This is a genomic window from Streptococcus sp. XMC, from assembly GCF_021341835.1.
Taxonomy (GTDB): Bacteria; Bacillota; Bacilli; order Lactobacillales; family Streptococcaceae; genus Streptococcus.
Window position 1 is genome coordinate 183,903 of sequence record NZ_JAJTNQ010000001.1, and the last position, 22,017, is coordinate 205,919.

A 22,017-nucleotide genomic window follows, 5' to 3' on the forward strand; every position below is an offset into this window, starting at 1 on the left:
CTCAATAATTCCGAGTGCCTGAAACATAATTGTTTCAGGCACTTTTCTCACAGCGGAAAGTTTTAGCTCTACTTGAATGACTCAAAAAATAAGAGTCATTTTTTGAAAATTATCTAGCTGTTTTATGTAAAACAATAGTATGTCTACATTAAAAAAGGAATGGGTGACCATTCCTTTTTGAGTATAGACTTAGACAGGATAGGCTAAGGGCTTGAATCGTAAAGTTTTAGCTTTCCTTTAAGAAAATATATTATAATGAATTAGTAATGATACAAAATCAAGGAGTTTCTATAAGATGATAGAATTGCTTGCCAAAAAGCAGCGACGCCAAATGCGTTTGCTAGAAACATTAATTCGTGAAAAGCGCTGGTTTCATTTGAAGGAACTCGCTGAAATGTTAGATTGTACAGAGCGGTCATTAAAGGAGGATCTTTCAAATTTACGGACGGTCTTTAATGAATTTTTGATTGAATCTTCGACAAATGGTATTAAGATTAGCTATGACGATTCGATTGGGATTGAGGTGGTGTACCATCACTTCTTTAAAGAATCTACAGCTTTCTCCCTCTTGGAGTATTTGTTCTTCCATAAGGATGTTTCCAGTGACTTAATTTGTAGACGGTATGATCTCAGCCAGCAATCATTTTATCGCTTGATTCGAAATATCAACCAAATTATTCAGGAAAAGTACAATATTCGAATCACCTTGAATCCTCTAAATGTCGTGGGAGACGAAGTCGATATTCGCTTTTTCTATTCCCAATATTTTGCAGAGCGGTATTATTATTTAGAGTGGCCATTTCCAGATATCAGAGAACAAGTCATCATTGATTTCATCACCTTCTTCTATAAACTGACGGAAATCCCACTGACTTATTCGATCTTTCATTCTTATAAAATTATGCTGACGGTCTATCTTTACCGGATCAAGCAAGGGTATCGGATTGAAGGGGCCAATAATTTTGAACAATACGCCTATCTTTACCAAGAACTCCCAAAAATCAATGAGATGCTTCGTTATTTTGGCCTGCAACTGGGTGTAGAATTTAACGAAGAAACCATTGAACAGCTCTTTATCATTTTTCTGCAGAAACGTTTTTACTTTACTCCGCAGGATCTGATTGATGCTACCGAGGAAGATGCTGTTACAAAAAAATCCTATATTCTAGCCTCTCAATTTCTTGATCACCTGAGTAAATCTTATGGTTTGGAACTTGAGAATTATGAAGAGATGATTATGCATATTCACAATACCGCCTATTTGGAGCGGCGTGAAATCTTTGGTGAATTTCTTCTCGATGATACCAAGAGCTATACCAATGAGGATTATCGCACCCTCTTCCCGAAATTTTATCAGGATGTTGAAACGGGTTTGTATCACTATCTCAAAGAGATGGGCTTTCATGAAAATCCTGAAAACCTCAAGCATCAGATTTATACCGTATTTTCACATTGGGAAAATCTATTGCCTCAACTATTAAGGAGACGGACGGCTGTCAAGGTCTTAATCATTAGCCGATACGATGACCACCATGCTAAGTCCATGATTGATTTCTTAAAATTCTATTGTACGGATAACTTTGAGTTTTCACAGGTCATCAAGCATGACTTTAATCTTCATGAACTAGAGCACACCGAATATGATGTCATTGTTGCCAACTTTATGATTCCGAATATAAAAGGGAAAAAATTTATTTGTACAAGTAGTTTAACCCTTTTGGAACTTGTAGAAAAACTGAATGTACTCTTTTATGATTTCACACGATCTGGAGTATAATGAAGCCTTCCCTCCTCTTTTAGGAGGGAAATTTTTACGACTATGCACCATTTTAAAAAATATGATATAATGGGCATTATTACTATACATTGAGGAGAATATCCATGGAAGACCCTGGCAGTCAGGATTTAATACTGCAATTTGTTTTACTATTTGTATTGACCTTATTTAATGCTTTTTTCTCTGCAACGGAGATGTCGATGGTATCGCTGAATCGTTCTCGGGTAGAACAAAAAGCGGAGGAAGGCGATAAGAAATATATTCGTCTCTTAAAGGTATTGGAAAATCCAAACCACTTTTTATCCACGATTCAGGTTGGTATTACCTTGATTACCATCTTGTCTGGGGCAAGTCTAGCTGATAATCTTGGGAAAGTCATTGCTTCTTGGATGGGAAATACAGAGACAGCGCGTGCGATAGCTAGTTTCCTCTCCTTGGCTTTTCTGACCTATATTTCGATTGTATTTGGTGAGTTATATCCCAAGCGGATTGCCATGAATCTGAAAGATAGCTTGGCTGTTCGGACGGCTCCAATTGTTATTTTACTAGGGGAAATCGTTAGCCCCTTTGTCTGGCTCTTATCGGCATCAACGAATCTAGTTAGTCGTCTGACCCCTATGCAATTCGATGATGCAGACGAAGAGATGTCACGAGATGAGATTGCCTATATGCTGGCTAAGAGTGAAACGAGTCTGGATGCTGACGAGATTGAAATGTTGCAAGGAGTCTTTTCACTAGATGAGCTGATGGCGCGTGAGCTAATGGTTCCTCGTACGGATGCCTTTATGGTGGATATCCAAGATGATACCAGAGAAATCATCGAGAGCATTTTAAAACAGAATTTTTCTCGGATTCCTGTATATGATGATGACAAAGACAATGTTATTGGTCTCATCCATACCAAGCGCCTCCTCAATGAGGGCTTTGTAAATGGCTTTGATAACATCGCTCTTCGAAAGATCCTTCAGGAACCTCTCTTTGTACCGGAAACAATCTTTGTGGATGACCTCTTAAAGGAACTCCGAAATACACAAAATCAGATGGCTATTTTGCTCGATGAGTATGGAGGAATGGCTGGTCTAGTTACTTTGGAAGACCTTCTCGAGGAAATTGTCGGTGAAATTGATGATGAAACCGATAAGGCTGAAAATGATGTGTTTGAAATTGCCCCCAACCTCTATATTGTTCAGGGGATTGTGACCTTAAATGACTTCAATGAGTATTTTGATGTGAAGCTGGAAAGTGATGATGTGGATACCATTGCAGGCTACTACCTGACTGGTGTCGGACGAATTCCAGGGCACAAGGAGCGCTTGAGTTTTGAAGTAGATAGCATGAAGAAACATTTGATCCTTACAAATGATAAGGTGAAAAATGGTCGTGTCACCAAGGTGAAGGTTGAGGTCAGTGATCTAGTCGATGAAGATGAGCAAGTAACAAAAGTTCAAGAATAAGAGTATGAAATCAGGGGTTTCCCCTGATTTTTTATGCTCAATTTAGTCGGATTTGCATATCCCATTAAATTCCTTTATAATAAAATTACTACAGGTTAGAAGGAGATAGCAATGAATCAAGAAGAATGGTTAGCAGAGTTTGAGAGAGTCCATGGTCGACCGGCCACTCAAGAGGAGATACAAGAGGCATTTGGTATGTTTGGAAGTCCAGAAACACAAGCGACTCCGGATACACCGGTAAACCCAATTCAATCTCCATTTGAAGGTGCAGCACCTGTTTCCAATCAAGGACAATTTGGGGGTCCCTTACCGTTTCCAGAACAAGCGAAATTTGGAGATGCAGCACCAACTCCAGAACAAACGCAGTTTGGAGGTGCGACGCCAACTCCAGAACAAACGCCATTTGGAGGTGCGACACCAACTCCAGAACAAACACAGTTTGGAGGTCCAACTCCGACCCAAGCCCCATTTGGAGGTGCAAGTTCAGCTCCAAATCAATTCCAAGGTGGAACAAGTCCGTTTCAACAACAAGGACAAGCTTTTGGTCAAGGTGGAGTCCAACCACAAGCTCCTGTTCAGGGGTCTGCTCAAGCAGGAGCAACCTTCTCGCCCTATAACAATTCTCAGATGCAGGGTGGCTATCCAAATAATGGGCAGTTGAATTACCAGACTAATTCCCCATATATGGGACAAGCCCCGATACCCGGTAAGAAGTCTAAGAAAGGGCTGATTATTGGATTATGTAGTTTAGTTGCAGTTGCTATCTTAGCTGTACTTGCCTTTTTCCTATTTTTTAAAAACTCGAATAATATTCAAGGAAAATGGTCAGCAACCCCTGAAATGAAAAAGACAATGAAGTCTGCTTTTTCAGGCACTTTCTCTACTGCATCAGATATTTCTAGTGAATTTGTAAAAGATATGGATATGATTGTAGAGGTAGAGGGGAAAAAAGTAACCATTAGTGTGATTGGTAAGATTGATTTCAAGGGAGCTGCAAAGGAACTCTATGATGATGGGGACAATGATTTTTACTCTGTTGAGGATGCCTTAGACTATATCCAGGAAAACAGTGAGAATTCCTATTTAGAGGATATGGGACTTGAAATCGATGTGAAAAAAGGCACTCTTAAAATGGTAGCCTTTGAAGGTGAGGTGGATGAAAAAGATCACCGATTCATTCAGGATGAAGATGCGAGTCATTTCCTTAAATACGATCTCAAGTATAAAATTGAAAATGGAACGCTGAAAGTTTCCGTGGATGGAAATGATTATGGAATTGAATACTCCTTTAAAAAATAAGATATTCGCTTATTTAGGCTCTTTGTCAACTGTAGTGGGTTGATGAAAAGTTATACCCTGGAGAGGACCAACTTGGTTCTCTCCTTTTTGATGTTCTTGTTTTCTACAACAAAATAGGCTCCATAATTCCTATGGTGGTTTTATCCACTACAGAAATTATAGAGTCATAAAATCAGGGTTTTTCCTGATTTTTATACTCATTTTAGTAGGGTTTGCTTCTCCTATGAATTTCCTTTATAATAAAATAAGTAAAGGTTAGAAGGTGATAGTCATGAAACCAGAAGAGTGGTTAGCAGAGTTCGAGAGAGTCCATGGTCGACCGGCCAATCAAGAGGAAATCCAACAGGCTTTTGGTCAGTTTGGAAGTCCAGAAACACAAGCGACTCAGGATACGTTGGTAAAACCAATTCAATCTCCATTTGGAGGTGCAAACCCAACTTCAAATCAATACCAAGGTGGAACAAGTCCGTTTCAACATCAAGGACAAGCTTTTGGGCAAGGTGGAACTCAGCCACAAGCTCCTGTTCAGGAGTCGGCTCAAGCAGGAGTGACCTTCACATCCTATAACAATGCTCAGATGCAGGGAGGTTATCCAAACAATGGGCAACTGAATTACCAGACTAATTCCTCATATATGGGACAAGCCCCAATACCCGGTAAGAAGTCTAAGAAAGGGCTGATTATTGGATTATGTAGTCTTGTCTCCGTTGCAGTTTTATCTGTGCTTGCATTTTTCTTATTTGCTAAAAATCCTAATAGTATTCAAGGGAAATGGTCAGCTACTCCTGAACTGAAGAAAGAAATGACATCTGGTTTTAAAGAAAGTTTCACCTCGACTTTAGATATCTCTAGTGAATTTATTAAAGATGTCGAAATGATTGTGGAAGTAGAGGGTAACAAAGTAAAAATTTCCACATCAGGAAAAGTTGATTTTAAAGGAGCAGCAAAAGAACTCCTTGAAGGCGATAAAAGTTATTTATATTCTATGGAAAATGCATTGGAGTACATTGAGGAACGAAGCAAATGGGGGTATTTGAAGGAAATAGGAGTTGAAATTGATGTTAAAAAAGGAACCATTGATATGGTGCTATTTGAAGGTGAGTTATCTGAAAAAACTCATGAATTTCTTGTAAATAGTGGTGGAAACTTTGTAATGCAATACAATCTCAAATATAAATTGGTAAACGGAACGTTAACGGTTTATCAGAATGAAGAGGATGATTTTAAATACACCTTCAAAAAATAAGATATTCGCTTATTTAGTGCCCTAATCGGGCACTTTTTTTGTTGATTCACGTAGAAAAAATAAGATAATTAAAAAAATTCTGAATTTAGGCTTGACAGCTTGAAAAATTTTCGGTAAGATAGTCAACATAAAAAAACGAAAGCAGAATCTTATGAAAAATACGAACTCCACATTGTTGAATCAAAACTTTTACTTTAGCTACTTTAGATAATGTTTGTAGACATGAACTCATGGATGCAAACGAAACGAGCAATTTGTTTGTATCTATGTGGCTAAGATTTTTGATTGTGGTCCATATAGATGATATCTAAATGGACGGCAATGCTGGCATACTTTTAAGTTTGTGAGGAACCATACCAACCGTTTAGAATCATCTAAACGGTTTTTTGTATTCTGTTTGAATGTTTTAGATAAGGAGACATGTTTCATGAAAATTGTAAAGAAGTTAATTGCCCCGGTCCTGGTAGTTGGTCTACTGATGACCTCCCTCTTGACCCTCCACCACTTGAAGACCTCTAAGCATCAAAAGATTAAGATTGGGATTTCCCAGTATATTACCCATAAGTCTCTAGATGCGACTCGAAAAGGCTTTGTCGAAGAGTTAGCCAAACAAGGTTATGTAGATGGAGAAGAGATTGAAATTGATTATCAAAATGCCCAAGGGGAGCAGCGAAATTTGAAAAATATTTCAAATCAATTGTCACAGGAAAGTGATCTTGTATTTGCCATTGCGACTCCATCAGCACAAAGTATCGCTAATACAAGCAAAACGACCCCGGTAGTCTTTTCTGCAGTGACGGACCCTTTGGCTGCTAAGTTGGTCAAGAACTTGGATCAGCCTGGTGGCAATGTGACAGGAACGAGCGACCAATCTTCAGATGCCATTGCTACGCAAGTCGATCTGATTCAAAAGGTTTTGCCAACAGCTAAGACAATCGGTATCCTCTATACGCAAAGTGAACCCAACTCCGTCGTTCAAAAAGAGGAAGCTAAGAAGGTACTTGAGGCCAAAGGCTACCGTGTCGTCGAGAAGACCATTTTAGACAGTAATAATGTGAAAGCGGCAGCGGATAGTTTGATGTCAGAAGTCGATATGGTCTTTATTCCAACAGACAACATCATTTCTTCCACAATGGAAACCATCAAACAAGTGTCTTTGAAACATCAGGTTCCAGTTATTGGAGGTTCGATTGAAATGGCCCAAGTAGGAGGGCTCTATACCTATGGGACAGACTACACCGAGTTAGGGCGTCAATCTGCTCGGATGGCAATTCGTATCCTGAAAGGGGAAAAGGCAGGCGAACTGGCAGTGGAGGCCCCTAAAAATCTAGAATTGTATGTTAACAAAGAGATGGCTAAGAAATTAGGAATTGATCTCTCTGGTATAAACGAAAAGAAATAGGAGATGGATGATGGATTTAGTATTATCAAGTTTATCTGAAGGTTTATTGTGGTCGATTATGGCCATTGGTATTTTCTTAACATTCCGCATTTTAGATATAGCGGATATGACAGCAGAAGGGGCTTTCCCACTTGGTGCTGCAGTCGTTGCGTCCCAAATCCAAGCAGGGCAAAACCCTTGGCTAGCGACCCTCTTCTCGATTTTAGCAGGGATGCTAGCAGGTTTGGTCTCTGGCCTACTTCATACCAAGATGAAGATCCCAGCGCTCTTAACAGGGATTGTGACTCTGACGGGACTCTATTCCATCAATATTAAGATTATGGGGGGCGTCCCTAATTTATCCATTGGAGATTCTAGTACCATTTTCAAGTCTGTGATGGGCTTGGGTTTGTCCAATGAGGAGGCAGTCTTTGCTGTTAGTATTGCTTGTTTGTTATTGGTTTGTCTGATTTTGACCCTCTTGATGAAAACCCAGATTGGTTTGGTTCTTCGTTCGACTGGTGACAATATCCCGATGAGTGAGGCCAATGGGGTGAATGTGGACACCATGAAGATTTTCGGTTACATGATTTCCAATGGTTTGGTGGCATTGTGTGGGGCTCTCTTCGCTCAGACAGATGGCTTCTCAGACGTGACTTCTGGTACAGGGACCATCGTCGTAGGTCTCAGTGCTGTTATTTTAGCAGAAGTCTTGATCCATGATTTGACCATTGGAGGACGCTTGCTTTCGATTGGAGTGGGGGCAATTGTCTACCGCCTCATTATCCTCAATATCTACGAAATTCCAAACCTAGACCAAAACTTGGTCCGTTTGTTTAACGCTATTCTCTTGGCCTTGGTCTTGTTCGCCCCAGAAGCCCAGAAACGTCTCAAGATTCGTGGATTGAAATTAACCAGCAACTAGAAGGAGAAGATAAATGGCAACATTGTTAAAAATTGAAGATATCCATAAGACATTCGAAGCAGGTACGGTCAATGAAAACCATGTTCTCAAAGGCTTGGATCTGACAGTAGAAGAAGGAGATTTCATTTCTGTCATCGGAGGAAATGGAGCCGGTAAATCGACCTTGATGAATATTCTGGCAGGTGGCCTGCAAGTGGACCAAGGAGATATCCTTTTAGAAGGAAAATCCATTAAGCAGACTAGTGTTCGGAAGCGTGCCAAGGATATTGCGCGTGTTTTCCAGGATCCTAAGATGGGGACGGCTTCCCGCTTGACCATTGAAGAAAATATGGCCATTGCTAAAAAACGTGGAGCAAGACGGGGACTCAGTTGGGGGGTCAAAGAAAAAGACCGCGAAGAATTTAAAACGGCTTTGAAGGAACTCAATATTGGTTTGGAAAATCGCCTCAAAGTGGACACGCAATACTTATCAGGGGGACAACGGCAAGCTTTGACCTTGGTCATGGCTGCCTTGGTCAAACCAAAACTCTTGCTACTGGATGAACATACCGCAGCGCTCGATCCCAAGACCAGTGAAATGGTCATGGAATTGACGCAAAAGATCGTGGAAAGTCATGATTTGACAACCTTGATGATTACGCATGATATGAATCATGCCATCGCATATGGCAATCGTTTGATCATGCTCTACCAAGGCAAGATTGTGGTCGACGTTAAAGGGGAAGAAAAGAAGAACCTGACGGTTGAAGACTTGATGCGCCTTTTCCATCAGAACAGTGGTGAAACCTTGGTGAGTGACGAATTGGTATTAGGATAAAATAAAAAGGATCGAATTTCCATCCTTTTTATTGATGTTGTTAGCTACATATAGCTAATCGTTTTTCTTTTTCTCTAGGAAAGTAGCTGCGAGAACAAGGCATAGTCCAGCTAAGAAGAGGAGGTATGTACGTTGTTCATGATTTGTTTTTGGAAGCTGTTTGTGTGAAGCGTCTCCTTGTTTGGAATTTGGAACACTAGCCAGAGTGTTTCTGACATCCGTTGGATGAGTGGACTCTGAAACAAGCACCTTCCTATTTTGATCCTTTCTTCCTAAGAGGGTAGACTCAACAGTCCCATAGGAATCTGTATTAACGGATCCGACTTCTGATTCCGACTTGTAGACAATGGCATAGGTTCCTAACTCTTGTGCCATGAATTCAATCATGCCCTCTCGTAGTGTAAATGCTAATGGTTGGAGTTCTTGATTAGGAGTCAAGACATAGACTTGCTTCACTTCTTTTGATAGTGGAAGTCGAACCAATACACTTCCTTTGACTGGAACTGAATTTCCTTCTTTATCCTTAAGTTGAAGGTTGAAAGCATCGTAGGTTTTGCCGAAGAGACCTTGGTCAAGGACCTTTTGAATCACTAAATGACTGTCTCTACCAATCTCATTCTCTCCACTAATGACTTCTACCTTGCTGGCTGGGTCTTTCAGTACTCGAAGGACATATTCAGGCAGAGACAATACGGGCGCTTCTTGTCCAGCGGTGCCGATTGGCTCTGTGTACTCAGGAAGGGTCACCACAGGAGGTTCTTGGTCTCCCAAACTTGTCACAATAGCAGGTAAGAGAGAGACGGCTGGACTAGTGATGGTCTTTCCTCGGATGGCATAGGCTGAGATGATCTGAGTTTGTTTTTGATGAGCAGTTTCTGAGATCGGCAATTCAACTTGCTGGTCCTTAATCTCTAACACTCGATTTCCATCTGATAGGGTGACGTGCTGCTCGTCCGTTTTCTTGAGGAAAACAGGATCTTTTTCCCCAGGGAAATGAAGGGCAATAGCATCCCACTCCCCAGACGGAAGTGTGAGGGTAATCGTCTGATCGCCTGCTTTTATTGGGGCCAGGCTTGGAGTATCGAGGGATACTGTTGACGGCTTCAGGATGTCAAATGAATCCAGGGAAATCATCTTTCTGTCATCAGGAGAGTTAGGATCCACTGTCAAGGTGAGGATATGATTTCCATTGCTTAAGTTTGTATACTCGCCAATCAACACATTCTTTTCATAGTCAGCACTTGAGTAGAAGTCCAAACTTGGCATTTCTTTTCCATCTATGGTGACTAAGGCTTTTCCATAGTCAGAAGATTTTAAGCCGTAAATACGAATACCCGTACCAGTGAAAGGAATGGTTGCTTTGGCCTCTGCATACTGAGATGGATCCACGTTTTGGAGAGTCGCGTATTTTTCTGTCGTTTGATATAAGCCTGATTCGCTCCAGTCCTTGAACAAGGAGCCATAGTGGATACGAGAATCTCTGTCATCCATCTTTTCAACAGTCGCACCTTGACCCGGATAGATTTTAAAGTAATCTATGGAAATTTTTGAGCGTTCATTCCCTCGGTTCAAATGCTCCTTCTTCACGGTTAGAGTCAGGAGGTGCTCTCCATCAGGAAGTCCTGTGAAACGACCGATTAGAGCACTTTTTTCCGTCTCTCCCGATGTGTGGAAATCTAGGTCTCCTACTTTCTTGCCATCGATTTGTACTTCTGCTAGGCCTAATTCAGATGATTTGAGACCATAGATTTCAATTCCTCGTCCATTAAAAGAAATTCTAGCAGTGGCATCGTTGTCAGAATAACTATCGACAGTTAGGTCAGCATATTTTTCAGTTCCTGCAAATAGGTCAGCATCCTCCCAGTTATGGAAGGCAGGACCGTATTGAACACGAGGATCTCTGTCGTCCATCAATTCGACAACTGGTTGGATTGACGCAGATTCGGATGCTTGCCTTGAGTGCTCCCCAATCATGGCTCTAACAGAATATCTATAGTTATGGAGAGAATCGATGGAGCGGTCGATGAAATGAGTGACATTGGTTAGGAATTCCTTGATAGAAGGAGCATCACTGCTTTCGTCATTACTTTCTCGACGGATGACATAGTGGGTCGCATCTGTAACCGGATTGAAATCGAGTTCAGCAGTTACAGCATCCTTTCTCACAGCAGATAGGCGAGTGACCCGCTCTGGTAACTTTTCAAATGTGATCTGATCCCCTTTTTGAGTGGCAATCTGAATCCGATTGTCTTTGAGAAGAGTTGGTTTGATTTCTTTCCCGTTAATCTTGACAATACTCGATTCGATGTCTGGATAATCGACCACTAAATCTCCACCTGCATGGGAAAGGAAAGCTAATGTCTCAAGATTTTTTTCTTTCCATTTCATGCTGACTTCGAAGTTGCCACGAGCAACGAGCCCTGAAACTTGACCGTCTTTCCAGGCATCTGGAAGGGCTGGTAATGGGGCAATATAGCCTGTGTGTGATTGAAGGAGCATTTCTGCCATACCACTGGTTGCACCAAAGTTCCCATCGATTTGGAAAGGCGCGTGGGTATCCCAGAGATTTTCTAGAGTTGAGGATCTGAGCTGTTCTGCTAATAAACGGTGGGCGCGGTTTCCGTCTAAGAGACGAGCCCAGAGGTTAATTTTATTAGCCTTGGACCAACCTGTACCACCATCTCCACGATGGTTTAGGGTTGCGCGTGCGGCCTCCAGATATTCAGGCTGGTCCTTATCAAATAGAGTACCTGGGAAGAGTCCAACTAGATGGGAAACGTGACGGTGATGATTTTCAATGCCTTCGTTGGTGAATTGAGGACTGTCTTCCTCGTACCATTCCTTGATACGTCCCTCTTGGTTGATATGAAGTGGTTTGAGCTTGTCAAATTTAGCCTTCACTTCTGTCACCAAATCTTGGTCCATATTGAGGTGATTGGCAGCTTCCATATAGTCGTGGAAGAGCTGCCAAATTAGTGATTGGTCAAAGGTATTCCCGATCGTGATAGTTCCATGCTCTGGCGAATAAGATGGAGAAGAAACCCAACGATCACTAGATTTGTCGTAGTGCAAGAAGGAATTCCAGAACTTGGCTGTTTCCTTGAGCATTGGGTAAATCTTTTCTTTGAGATAAGTCTCATCCTTGGTGAATTTATAGTAGTCATAGACATTCTGCATCATCCAAGCATTGGCAGCAGGAGACCAACCCCAGTAATAATTCCAACCTGGAGTTGTCCAGCCAAATGGTGTTGCCTGAGTATGAACCAACCAACCATTTTCTTGGCCTTCTTTGGATTCGATACCGGCATATTCTTTAGCAGCGATACGACCATAGTAGCGCATGTCATCGATATAATTGACCATTGGCTTAGCCGTTTCTGCGAGATTACTCATGTAGGCAGGCCAGTAGTTCATTTGTAGATTGACATTGAGGTGGTAGTCAGAGTTCCAAGGTGGATTGTCTACAGCATTCCAGACACCTTGCAAGTTAGCAGGAAGGGCATCTGTCCGGTCACGAGAAGAGCTGATGAGGAGGTAACGGCCGTACTGGAAGAAGAGCTCTTCTAGTTCTTGTCCTTTTGTAGGATCATAGGTTTGGAGAGCTTCTTTTGTCGTTTGGCTAGACTTATTACCACCAAGATTTAGTTGAACACGATTGAAGAGACTTTGATAGTCCTTGATGTGGTTATTTTTTAGAGTTTCATAGTCTTTGGCTTTAGCAGCTTCAACGATAGACTTAACAGTATTTTCTACATCAATATCCTTGCGGTAATTGGTTTTTGGATTTTGAGCATAATTAGTCTTGGCACTGAGTAAAAGGGTCGCATAGCTGGCTCCTGTAACAGTTAAATAGCCATCTTGGGCTGTGACTTGTCCATCTGTCTTGATTCCAAGATAAGAGGCAAATTGAAGGCCATTGTCTTTGACAGTACCCTTGAGCAAGATACCATTTGAATCGGTCGTGACTGCTCCCTGTTTATAGTTCGAATATTCCCAAGAGTAGTCACCATTCGCAAGTAAATCCTCTGTCAAGCTATTCCAAAGGGTAAAATCGAGGGTCTTATCCCCTTTTTTACTCAAATGGGTCACAGTAACATCATCAGGATAGCTAGAGAAGGTTTCGCGTTTAAAAGTGGTTCCATCCTGGCTATAAGAAGTAGTTGTGATAGCTTCGGTAATATCTAAGTCACGGTGATAGTCGGTAACGTTCTCCAAACCTTTCTTTTGGTTATTAAAGACCATGAAGATATCACCGAAAGATAAGTAGCGTCCGTATTGAGCGTTGTTTGGTCCTACTAGATTTTCTTCGGCTAACTGTTTCGCTTTTTGGCGGTCTCCGTCTTCAAGGGCCTTACGGATTTCTGCTAAGACTTTGTAGCGATCTTGGTAGTTTCCTCCGTTGTAGTCGGTGCTATCCGGTTGTGGTCCACCAGACCAAAGAGTTTTTTCGTTGTATTGGATTCTTTCCTCGCCGATGAGTCCGAAAACCTTAGCGCCCATTTCTCCATTTCCGACTGGGAGAGCTTGTTTTTCCCACCCATCATAGGTAGCAGCAGCAGGTTGATTGTAGCTTAAATGATAATCTGTTTGTTTGGTCACGGGAGTCTCAACTTTCATAGTTTCCCTTTCTTCATTTGGCTCAATCGAAGTAGTCGAAGTGGCTGTATGCTTGCTTTGAACTTCTGTATCAGGTGACGAGCTTTTTTCTTCAGAAATAGGAGCGATATACGGATTTTCTGGTTTGGCTTCTCCGGTTCCATCAGTCGGGCTCTCTATGGCTGGGGCAGCTTCAAGGTGGTTGCTTTCGTTTTGACTTCCAACAATACTATCAGCACTTACCTGGTGTGAGCCTAGTAAAATTGCTCCTAGTAAAACAGAAGCTGTACCGACTGTTAGTTTGCGGATACTATAACGACAGGATTTTTCCAAAAATCTTTGGTCCATAGAACTCTCCTCTAGATTTTTGAGACCGCTTACATCCTTAGTTGAAGACAGTCCCTTCATATTTATTTCTATCATATCCAATTTAATAGGGAAACAGGAAAATGTCAATAGCTTTTAGGTAAGATGCATATTTGAGAGTGTTATTTCTTGAAATAGTAGAAAAATAAGAAATAAATAAGCGATTGATTTTGGGATGAAAACAGTTCTCATTTACGGATATCGTAGAAAAAACAATTGAGTCCAGTCTCAACTGTCAGCGGAGTCCTCTATTTTTGATTTCTTTTTGCATAGTTGACAAAATGAAACTTGTCTAATTTGTGTCGACTTTCGGTGAACTGGAATTGCCGCCCATCTGCTAGGTAAACTTGGGAGCGGACTGTCACCACGTGTTGGTCTTTTCCAAGATCCAGTAAGATTTTGTCGCGATTATCGATTGGTGAAATCAAGATTCTTAAGATATTAGAAAAAAAGAAAACGGCTCTTCGTTTTCTTTTTTTGCCATAGAGAATAGGTAAGAGTAACAGCGATTGGAAGGGCCTGTACTAATACAATGGGTTGAAATTGAAAAACAGTTTATTTTCTAAAAAATCATTAAAATCCTTTTATTCACAAGGAATCATGGTATAATAAAACCATAAAACGTTTTCAAGAGAGAAGGACAAGACATGGAAAATGAAACAGTTGACTATGGAAAAGTAACAGGAATGGTACACTCTACGGAAAGCTTCGGTGCAGTGGATGGACCAGGGATCCGTTTTATTGTCTTTCTTCAAGGCTGTCAAATGCGGTGTCAGTATTGCCATAACCCGGATACTTGGGCTATGGAAACCAACATGTCTAGAGAACGAACAGTGGATGATGTCCTAGAAGAAGCCCTCCGCTATCGTGGATTTTGGGGTCAAAAAGGTGGGATCACGGTCAGCGGTGGAGAAGCCCTCTTGCAGATTGACTTCTTGATTGCCCTCTTCACCAAGGCTCAAGAGTTGGGCATTCACTGCACGCTCGATACCTGTGCTCTACCTTTCCGTAATACCCCTCGTTACTTGGAAAAATTTGATAAATTAATGGCAGTGACAGACTTGGTGCTTCTGGATATCAAGGAAATTAATGATGAACGGCACAGATTTGTAACCAGTCAGACAAACAAGAATATTTTAGCTTGTGCTAAGTATTTGTCTGACATTGGTAAGCCCGTTTGGATTCGCCACGTCTTGGTGCCTGGGCTTACAGACCGAGATGATGACTTGATCGAACTTGGGAAATTTGTTAAAACCCTTAAAAATGTCGATAAATTTGAGATCCTGCCTTACCATACCATGGGGGAATTCAAATGGCGGGAATTGGGCATTCCTTACAAATTAGAGGGTGTGAAACCACCAACAAAAGAACGGGTCCAAAATGCGAAGGACTTGATGGAAACGGAAAGTTACCAAGATTACCTGAAACGGGTTAAAGGATAAAATAAATCGAGACAGTTGGTCCTTCCAGCTGTCTTTTTCTGATGAAATGAACAACTATTCCCTTTCTTTAAACGGAAAAACGTGCTAAAATAGAGTGAATATACAAATGAAAATGAAGAGGTAGAAACATGTCAAAAATTCTCGTTTTTGGTCACCAAAATCCTGACTCAGATGCTATCGGTTCATCTGTAGCCTTTGATTATCTTGCAAAAGAAGCTTATGGTTTGGATACAGAAGCAGTGGCTCTTGGAACTCCAAATGAAGAAACAGCTTTCGTGTTGGACTATTTTGGTGTGGAAGCACCACGCGTCATCACATCAGCTAAAGCAGAAGGTGCAGAGCAAGTCATCTTGACGGACCACAATGAATTCCAACAATCTGTTTCAGATATCGCTGAAGTAGAAGTATATGGTGTGGTGGATCACCACCGTGTGGCTAACTTTGAAACTGCCAGCCCACTTTACATGCGTTTAGAACCAGTTGGTTCAGCATCTTCTATCGTATACCGCATGTTCAAAGAACATGGTGTAGCAGTGCCAAAAGAAATCGCAGGTTTGATGCTTTCAGGTTTGATTTCAGATACCCTTCTCTTGAAATCTCCAACAACTCACCCATCTGATAAAGTCATTGCTCCTGAATTGGCTGAACTAGCTGATGTGAACTTGGAAGAATACGGTCTTGCTATGCTCAAGGCTGGTACAAACTTGGCTAGCAAATCAGCAGAAGAATTGATTGACATCGATGCTAAGACCTTTGAACTCAACGGAAACAATGTCCGTGTGGCTCAAGTCAATACAGTTGATATTGCTGAAGTATTGGAACGCCAAGCTGAAATCGAAGCAGCTATCCAAGCCGCAAATGCAGCTAACGGATACTCTGACTTTGTCTTGATGATTACAGATATCGTCAACTCAAACTCAGAAATCCTTGCTCTTGGATCAAATATGGACAAAGTGGAAGCAGCCTTCAACTTCAAACTTGAAAACAACCACGCTTTCCTTCCAGGTGCCGTTTCACGTAAGAAACAAGTGGTACCACAATTGACTGAAAGCTTTAATGCATAATGATAAATGGGGAAACCCATTATAAAAAAGGAGTTTCGGCTCCTTTTTTGCTAGGAGGAAACTATGTTAGAATCTGGCGATTTGATTTTTGTGAGGGATCATACGGAAATGGGGCAGGCCATCCAGGCATCAACTGGGAACTATAGCCATGTGGCCATCTTTTTGGACGGGAAGGTCTATCATGCCACGGTGGAAGGTGGCGTCCTTGCCCAGTCCCATGAAGATTTCTTTGAAGCTGAGAAAGGATATGATCTTTACCGCTATGCAGAGATTGATGACAATGAAGTCAAAAAGCAAGCAGAAAACCTTTTAGGTGCTCCCTACAATGCTTCCTTTTACCCAGATGGAGATGGCTTCTATTGTTCCCAGTTTGTAGCAGAAATTCTTCCTATTTTTGATACCATTCCCATGAAGTTTGGAGAGGGAGAAGAAGAAATTAGTTCCTTTTGGAAAGCCTACTACAGAGAACTCGGCCTAGCTGTTCCTTTAGATCAGCCCGGGACCAACCCGAGTCAGTTAGCCCAATCACCACAGCTACAGTTTAAAGAAAGGTATTTGGATGATTCGAATCATTAATCCCACACGTTTAACACGTCAGCCATTTTTCAAGGACTTGATCAACTATTTGGATCAGCAGGATGATGTGATTTTACGGCAAATCAAGGCTCAATTTCCAGATCAGCCAGTGGATAAGCTGATGGAGGAGTATATCAAAGCGGGCTTCATCCTTCGAGAAAATAAACGCTACACTCTCAACCTGCCTTTCTTAGAGTCAGCTGATCGAGTTGAACTGGATCAAGAGGTCTTTGTCCGAGAGGATAGTGAATTTTATCAGGAACTAAAAAACAAAGTTTTCCAAACGGAACTCCGCAACACGACTAATGCAGCGATTCTCGTAGAGGAGACTGACTTCGAACGAAATGCACAGACCCTTTCCAATTACTTTTACAAGGTGGCTCACCAATATCCTTTGACAGAGGAGCAAGAGAAGCTCTATGCCATCTTGGGAGATGTCAATCCCGAGTATGCTCTCAAGTATATGACTAGCTTTTTGCTCAAGTTCCTCAAAAAAGAAGAAGTCCAGCAAAAGCGCAGAGATATCTTTGTCGATAGTTTAGTTTTATTGGGCTACATCATTCAAAATAAAGATGGAAAGTATAAGTTAGCTGTTGAATTTGATAAAGAAAGATTTGTTTTTATAAAAAAATAAAGGCTAGGAAAATTTCCTAGCCTTTCTATTATTTGATTATAAGTAACGTTCAGCGATGGCGGCATCCCCTGGATATTCTTCTTTTACGCCATTAACGATTTGGTAGCAGTCAGCTCCTTTTCCAGCGATGATGACAGCATCATCAGGCTTGCTGGTCGTTGTCATAGCCAGTTGAATGGCTTGTTCGCGATCTGCGATTTTCTTGACAGGGCGCGTGATGAAACTGCTAATCTCTTCAGCAATTGCCAAAGGATCTTCATAGTTGGGATCATCCGCTGTGAGGAAGACTTGGATCTCAGGATGGTCTTCTAAGAGCAAGCCAAAGTCTTTGCGGCGGCTCTCTCCCTTATTACCGGTTGAACCAAGGACCAGTGAAATTGTTCCTGTCTGATGGGTTTCGACAACTGAGAGCAGTTTTTTCAAGCTATCTCCATTATGGGCATAATCGATGAAAACCTTGGCCCCATTCTTTTGAGTCAAGACTTCCATTCGGCCAGGAACGCGCGTCTTGGCAATTCCTTTTTGGATGTCTTCGAGACTCGCCCCTAGACGAAGGCAGGCAAGACCTGCAGCCACAGCATTTTCTTGGTTGAAGCGACCAATCAGTTGGGTCTCGTAGTCGCCGGCTAACTTGCCAGTGACAGAAAAGCTAAAGGCTTTTGAGTTGTGGACTTGGTTGCTTGATTGACTACCGTAAAAGTCGTGGTCTTGCTCAGCCACCTGCTCCGTAAGAATCTCAAAATGATCCATATCGCTATTGACGACAACAGCACGGCTATTTTCCATCAAGAGACGTTTATGGTAGAAGTAGTCTTCAAAGGTTGGATGTTCAATCGGTCCAATATGGTCAGGGCTAATGTTGAGGAAGACACCAACATCAAAAGTAAGGCCGTAAACCCGTTTGACTAAATAGGCCTGACTAGAGACCTCCATAATCAGGTGGGTTCGATCATTGGCAACTGCCTGGGCCATCATTTCAAACAAATCAATGCTTTCTGGAGTAGTCAAGGTTGATTTGAAGAAAGTCTTGCCATCCAAGGTTGTATTCATAGTGGATAGCATAGCTGGACGGTGGCCTTGTTCAAGAATCTTGTAGGCATAGTAAGCAGAAGTCGTTTTGCCCTTGGTCCCTGTAAAAGCTAAGAGTTTTAACTGGCGCTCAGGGTGGCCATAGAATTCCATGGCAATCAAGCTCATAGCCTGTTTGATATCCGTAACGATAATGGCCGGTATGCTGACCTCAAAATCTTGCTCAGCGACATACCACTGAAGACCTTGTTCGATCGCTTGTTCCAAAAATTCCTTCTTGAAATTTGCCCCCTTGACAAAAAAGAGGGTCTCAGCGTTGACCTTTCGACTATCGTAGCTAATTTGATTAAAAGAAACACCACTTGCAGAATAGTGGTATTCTCCGTCTTGTAGGATCTCACGAAAATTGCGATCCTCTTTTAAAATGTTTAGTACAGTTTCTATCTTTATCATAATCCTATTTTAAACTGAAAGACCTTATTTTACAAGTGTAAAGGAAAAGTTTATAATGAAAGAAGACTATAAAGTAGAGGAAACATATGAGTAACGAAACAAGTAATCAACAGGCCCAGATGCTTCGAGGTACAGTCTGGTTAACAGCCAGCAATTTCATTAGTCGTCTCTTAGGAGCGGCCTATATCATCCCTTGGTATATCTGGATGGGCAAACATGGAGCAGAGGCAAACGGTCTTTTCACTATGGGCTACAATATCTACGCTTGGTTTTTGCTGATTTCAACTGCAGGAGTTCCTGTAGCGGTTGCTAAGCAAGTGGCCAAGTACAATACCAAGGGGCAAGAAGAGCACAGTTTTGCCATGATTCGTGGCTTCCTTAAGTTCATGTCTTTATTGGGCTTGGTTTTTGCTATTATCATGTATGTGCTTTCTCCAGTATTTGCAAATCTGTCTGGAGGTGGGAAAGACCTAATCCCTGTCATGCAGAGCCTGTCTTGGGCAGTCTTGATTTTCCCTTCCATGAGTGTCATCCGTGGCTTCTTCCAAGGGCATAACAATCTGAAACCTTATGCCATCAGTCAAATTGCTGAGCAAGTGATTCGGGTTATCTGGATGCTTTTGACAGCCTACTTTATTATGAAGGTTGGCTCAGGTGATTACGTTGAAGCAGTGACCCAGTCCACTTTTGCAGCCTTTATTGGGATGGGAGCGAGTCTTCTAGTCCTCGTCTATTACCTCTGGAAAACAGGGCTTCTACAGCACATTATCCATCGCCCAGAGTCTGATAGCCAGATTGATACCAAGGCTCTTTTGTGGGATACTATTCGTGAAGCGATTCCGTTCATTGTAACAGGATCAGCCATTCAACTCTTCCAAATTATCGACCAGATGACCTATAGCAATGTCATGTCTTGGTTTACCAACTTTAGTCGCTCGGAGCTTTTGGTTCAGTTCAGTTACTTCTCAGCGAATCCGAACAAGATTACCATGATTTTAATTGCAGTTGCGACATCGATCGGTGGGGTGGGAATCCCTCTCCTTACAGAAAACTATGTCAAGGGGGATTTTCGAGCTGCAGGTAAGCTAGTTCAAGATAATTTGACCATGCTAGTGGCCTTCTTGCTTCCAGCGACGATTGGAGCAGTAGCCATTGCAGAGCCTCTTTATACGGTCTTTTACGGGAAACCAGATTCCCTGGCTTTGGGACTCTTTATCCTAGCCATGTTACAAACGGTCATCCTTGGCTTGTATACTGTTCTCTCTCCAATGATCCAGGCTCTTTTCCAAAATCGGAAGGCAATTCTTTACTTTGGTTATGGAGTATTGGTAAAAATGATTCTCCAAGTACCTTTCATCTATTTCTTTAAAGCCTATGGTCCGCTTCTTTCTACTACGATTGGTCTTATGATTCCGATTGTTCTTATGTACAAGGAAATTCATCTGGTGACCCGATTTAATCGAAAGAACGTCTTCAAACGGAGCTTATTGACAGCCATTCTCACCTTGATCATGCTCTTGGTGGTCCTAGTTGCAGGCTTTATCCTTGGCTTTGTGATCAAACCAAATGGTCGAGTGACCAGTATGATCTATGTAGCTCTGATTGGTGGTGTGGGAATCGTTGTATACGGTGGCCTCGGTCTTCGTCTTCGTTTCTTAGATCGCTTTATTGGTAGCAAGGCAGCTAGTCTTCGAAATAAATTTCATATTTCATAATCAGTAGAGGTTGGGGCTATCCCACCTCTTTTTTTCATTATAGTTTGAAGCTATATCTAGCTCTTGAAAAAGGAAAAACCGAATCATCTAAAGAAGTGATACAATAGAGACAATTGAATTTACGTCCATTGGAGGTTTGTATGAGTCACAAAAAGAATATTAACACCATCCTAGCTCAAGCGGGAATCAAGTCGGATCCAGCAACAGGGGCTTTGATTACTCCGCTTCATTTTTCAACCACCTACCAGCATCCAGAGTTTGGTCAATCTACTGGTTTTGACTATATCCGTACCAAGAATCCGACGCGGGTAAACGCTGAAAAGACCTTGGCAGCTATTGAGAGTGCAGAGCATGCCTTGGTGACGAGCTCAGGAATGTCTGCCATTGTCTTAGCCTTCAGTATTTTTCCTGTTGGCAGTAAGGTCTTGGCAGTAAGAGATCTTTATGGAGGCTCTTTCCGCTGGTTCAACCAAATGGAACAAGAAGGACGTTTTTACTTTACCTATGCAAATTCAGAAGAAGAATTGGTAGAAGGATTGAAGGGAGAGGTGGATATTCTCTATATTGAAACGCCTACTAACCCACTCATGCTGGAGTTTGACATCCAGAAATTAGCTAAACTCGCTCATGAAAAAAGGGCAAAAGTGATTGTAGACAATACCTTCTATAGCCCTATCTACCAACGTCCAATTGAAGAAGGAGCAGACATCGTCCTTCACTCAGCGACCAAATATCTAGCGGGTCATAATGACGTTTTGGCTGGGGTTGTAGTGACTGATGATGAAGGTCTCTATGAGCAACTCTTTTATAACTTAAACACAACTGGAGCTGTTCTCTCTCCTTTTGACAGCTACCAATTGATCCGTGGTTTAAAAACCTTAGCCCTTCGTATGGAGCGCTCTACAGAAAACGCGAAGAAGGTAGTGGAATTCTTGAAGGGGCATCCAGCTGTTAAGGAAGTTTTGTATACCGGCAAGGGAGGCATGGTTTCCTTTAAAGTAAGCCACCAAGAAAAGATTCCAACCATTTTAAACCACTTGCAAGTCTTTACCTTTGCAGAAAGCTTAGGTGGAGTGGAGAGTTTGATTACCTACCCAACGACACAGACCCACGCAGATATTCCTGCAGAGGTTCGTCATTCCTATGGGTTAACGGATGACTTGCTTCGCCTTTCCATCGGAATTGAAGATGCACGGGATTTGATTGAGGATTTAGAACAAGCATTGGCTAGATAGGAGTCTAT

At 41.8% G+C, this 22,017-nt stretch carries 15 protein-coding genes and 1 pseudogene; 13 read left to right on the forward strand and 3 right to left on the reverse strand.

What is annotated here, in order from left to right; translation table 11 throughout:
* Positions 1-295 precede the first annotated feature (295 nt).
* The 7 genes from LXO72_RS00860 (at position 296) to LXO72_RS00890 (ending at position 8,899) form a co-directional block, all read left to right on the forward strand.
* Positions 296-1,777 (forward strand): M protein trans-acting positive regulator PRD domain-containing protein, encoded by a 1,482-nt coding sequence (locus LXO72_RS00860; protein WP_233331255.1) that lies wholly within the window; start codon positions 296-298, stop codon positions 1,775-1,777.
* Between the two features lie 104 nt (positions 1,778-1,881).
* Positions 1,882-3,231 carry a hemolysin family protein gene (locus tag LXO72_RS00865; RefSeq protein WP_023024065.1) on the forward strand — a complete coding sequence of 450 codons (1,350 nt, stop codon included), beginning with the start codon at positions 1,882-1,884 and terminating at the stop codon, positions 3,229-3,231.
* A 111-nt stretch (positions 3,232-3,342) separates the two neighbouring features.
* Entirely contained in the window at positions 3,343-4,530 is a 1,188-nt protein-coding gene (locus tag LXO72_RS00870) for a hypothetical protein (protein WP_233331256.1), read from the forward strand.
* A gap of 271 nt (positions 4,531-4,801) precedes the next feature.
* Positions 4,802-5,776 (forward strand): hypothetical protein, encoded by a 975-nt coding sequence (locus tag LXO72_RS00875; protein WP_233331257.1) that lies wholly within the window; start codon positions 4,802-4,804, stop codon positions 5,774-5,776.
* A 427-nt stretch (positions 5,777-6,203) separates the two neighbouring features.
* The gene (locus LXO72_RS00880; RefSeq protein ID WP_233331258.1) at positions 6,204-7,178 is read left to right on the forward strand and encodes an ABC transporter substrate-binding protein; all 975 of its coding nucleotides are present in this window, start codon (positions 6,204-6,206) and stop codon (positions 7,176-7,178) included.
* 10 nt (positions 7,179-7,188) lie between these two features.
* A complete protein-coding gene (locus tag LXO72_RS00885) occupies positions 7,189-8,082 on the forward strand; it encodes an ABC transporter permease (RefSeq protein ID WP_048689748.1) in 894 nt (297 codons plus the stop codon).
* Between the two features lie 13 nt (positions 8,083-8,095).
* Positions 8,096-8,899: an ABC transporter ATP-binding protein gene (locus tag LXO72_RS00890; RefSeq protein ID WP_048715373.1), complete on the forward strand. Its 804-nt coding sequence runs from the start codon at positions 8,096-8,098 to the stop codon at positions 8,897-8,899.
* A gap of 54 nt (positions 8,900-8,953) precedes the next feature.
* On the opposite strand, the gene LXO72_RS00895 is transcribed toward LXO72_RS00890, so the two are convergent.
* A complete protein-coding gene (locus tag LXO72_RS00895; RefSeq protein ID WP_233331259.1) occupies positions 8,954-13,843 on the reverse strand; it encodes a glycosyl hydrolase family 95 catalytic domain-containing protein in 4,890 nt (1,629 codons plus the stop codon).
* 266 nt (positions 13,844-14,109) lie between these two features.
* Positions 14,110-14,292 (reverse strand): annotated as a pseudogene (locus LXO72_RS00900) (UTRA domain-containing protein); the annotation flags it as partial.
* 216 nt (positions 14,293-14,508) lie between these two features.
* On the opposite strand from LXO72_RS00900, the gene pflA reads away from it, so the two are divergent.
* From pflA to LXO72_RS00920, 4 genes are all read left to right on the forward strand, one after another.
* The gene (pflA, locus tag LXO72_RS00905) at positions 14,509-15,303 is read left to right on the forward strand and encodes a pyruvate formate-lyase-activating protein (RefSeq protein ID WP_048689741.1); all 795 of its coding nucleotides are present in this window, start codon (positions 14,509-14,511) and stop codon (positions 15,301-15,303) included.
* A 128-nt stretch (positions 15,304-15,431) separates the two neighbouring features.
* Complete coding sequence (locus LXO72_RS00910) at positions 15,432-16,367, forward strand: manganese-dependent inorganic pyrophosphatase (protein ID WP_233331260.1); 936 nt, start codon at positions 15,432-15,434, stop codon at positions 16,365-16,367.
* A 63-nt stretch (positions 16,368-16,430) separates the two neighbouring features.
* A complete protein-coding gene (locus LXO72_RS00915; RefSeq protein ID WP_233331261.1) occupies positions 16,431-16,943 on the forward strand; it encodes a YiiX/YebB-like N1pC/P60 family cysteine hydrolase in 513 nt (170 codons plus the stop codon).
* Positions 16,927-17,577, forward strand: coding sequence for a DUF1803 domain-containing protein (locus LXO72_RS00920; protein WP_233331262.1), 651 nt, complete (start codon positions 16,927-16,929; stop codon positions 17,575-17,577). Before LXO72_RS00915 ends, LXO72_RS00920 begins: the two co-directional genes overlap by 17 nt.
* A 36-nt stretch (positions 17,578-17,613) precedes the next feature.
* Here the strand turns inward: LXO72_RS00920 and LXO72_RS00925 are convergent, their stop codons facing one another.
* Positions 17,614-19,059 carry a UDP-N-acetylmuramoyl-L-alanyl-D-glutamate--L-lysine ligase gene (locus LXO72_RS00925; RefSeq protein ID WP_233331263.1) on the reverse strand — a complete coding sequence of 482 codons (1,446 nt, stop codon included), beginning with the start codon at positions 19,057-19,059 and terminating at the stop codon, positions 17,614-17,616.
* An 86-nt stretch (positions 19,060-19,145) separates the two neighbouring features.
* Here LXO72_RS00925 and LXO72_RS00930 point away from each other — a divergent pair, with 86 nt between their 5' ends.
* Both LXO72_RS00930 and LXO72_RS00935 read left to right on the forward strand, forming a co-directional pair.
* The gene (locus LXO72_RS00930) at positions 19,146-20,774 is read left to right on the forward strand and encodes a putative polysaccharide biosynthesis protein (RefSeq protein WP_233331264.1); all 1,629 of its coding nucleotides are present in this window, start codon (positions 19,146-19,148) and stop codon (positions 20,772-20,774) included.
* A gap of 140 nt (positions 20,775-20,914) precedes the next feature.
* Positions 20,915-22,009 carry a cystathionine gamma-synthase gene (locus tag LXO72_RS00935; protein ID WP_233331265.1) on the forward strand — a complete coding sequence of 365 codons (1,095 nt, stop codon included), beginning with the start codon at positions 20,915-20,917 and terminating at the stop codon, positions 22,007-22,009.
* The last annotated feature ends 8 nt before the right edge of the window (positions 22,010-22,017 follow it).

Bases quoted from the DNA above. Each gene is read 5' to 3' on its own strand.
- LXO72_RS00870 (WP_233331256.1), top strand. From the start codon at position 3,343: ATGAATCAAGAAGAATGGTTAGCAGAGTTTGAGAGAGTCCATGGTCGA.
- LXO72_RS00885 (WP_048689748.1), top strand. From the start codon at position 7,189: ATGGATTTAGTATTATCAAGTTTATCTGAAGGTTTATTGTGGTCGATT.
- LXO72_RS00875 (WP_233331257.1), top strand. From the start codon at position 4,802: ATGAAACCAGAAGAGTGGTTAGCAGAGTTCGAGAGAGTCCATGGTCGA.
- LXO72_RS00930 (WP_233331264.1), top strand. From the start codon at position 19,146: ATGAGTAACGAAACAAGTAATCAACAGGCCCAGATGCTTCGAGGTACA.
- LXO72_RS00910 (WP_233331260.1), top strand. From the start codon at position 15,432: ATGTCAAAAATTCTCGTTTTTGGTCACCAAAATCCTGACTCAGATGCT.
- LXO72_RS00935 (WP_233331265.1), top strand. From the start codon at position 20,915: ATGAGTCACAAAAAGAATATTAACACCATCCTAGCTCAAGCGGGAATC.
- LXO72_RS00920 (WP_233331262.1), top strand. From the start codon at position 16,927: ATGATTCGAATCATTAATCCCACACGTTTAACACGTCAGCCATTTTTC.
- LXO72_RS00865 (WP_023024065.1), top strand. From the start codon at position 1,882: ATGGAAGACCCTGGCAGTCAGGATTTAATACTGCAATTTGTTTTACTA.
- LXO72_RS00895 (WP_233331259.1), bottom strand. From the start codon at position 13,843: ATGGACCAAAGATTTTTGGAAAAATCCTGTCGTTATAGTATCCGCAAA.
- LXO72_RS00925 (WP_233331263.1), bottom strand. From the start codon at position 19,059: ATGATAAAGATAGAAACTGTACTAAACATTTTAAAAGAGGATCGCAAT.
- LXO72_RS00860 (WP_233331255.1), top strand. From the start codon at position 296: ATGATAGAATTGCTTGCCAAAAAGCAGCGACGCCAAATGCGTTTGCTA.
- LXO72_RS00880 (WP_233331258.1), top strand. From the start codon at position 6,204: ATGAAAATTGTAAAGAAGTTAATTGCCCCGGTCCTGGTAGTTGGTCTA.
- LXO72_RS00890 (WP_048715373.1), top strand. From the start codon at position 8,096: ATGGCAACATTGTTAAAAATTGAAGATATCCATAAGACATTCGAAGCA.
- LXO72_RS00915 (WP_233331261.1), top strand. From the start codon at position 16,431: ATGTTAGAATCTGGCGATTTGATTTTTGTGAGGGATCATACGGAAATG.
- pflA (WP_048689741.1), top strand. From the start codon at position 14,509: ATGGAAAATGAAACAGTTGACTATGGAAAAGTAACAGGAATGGTACAC.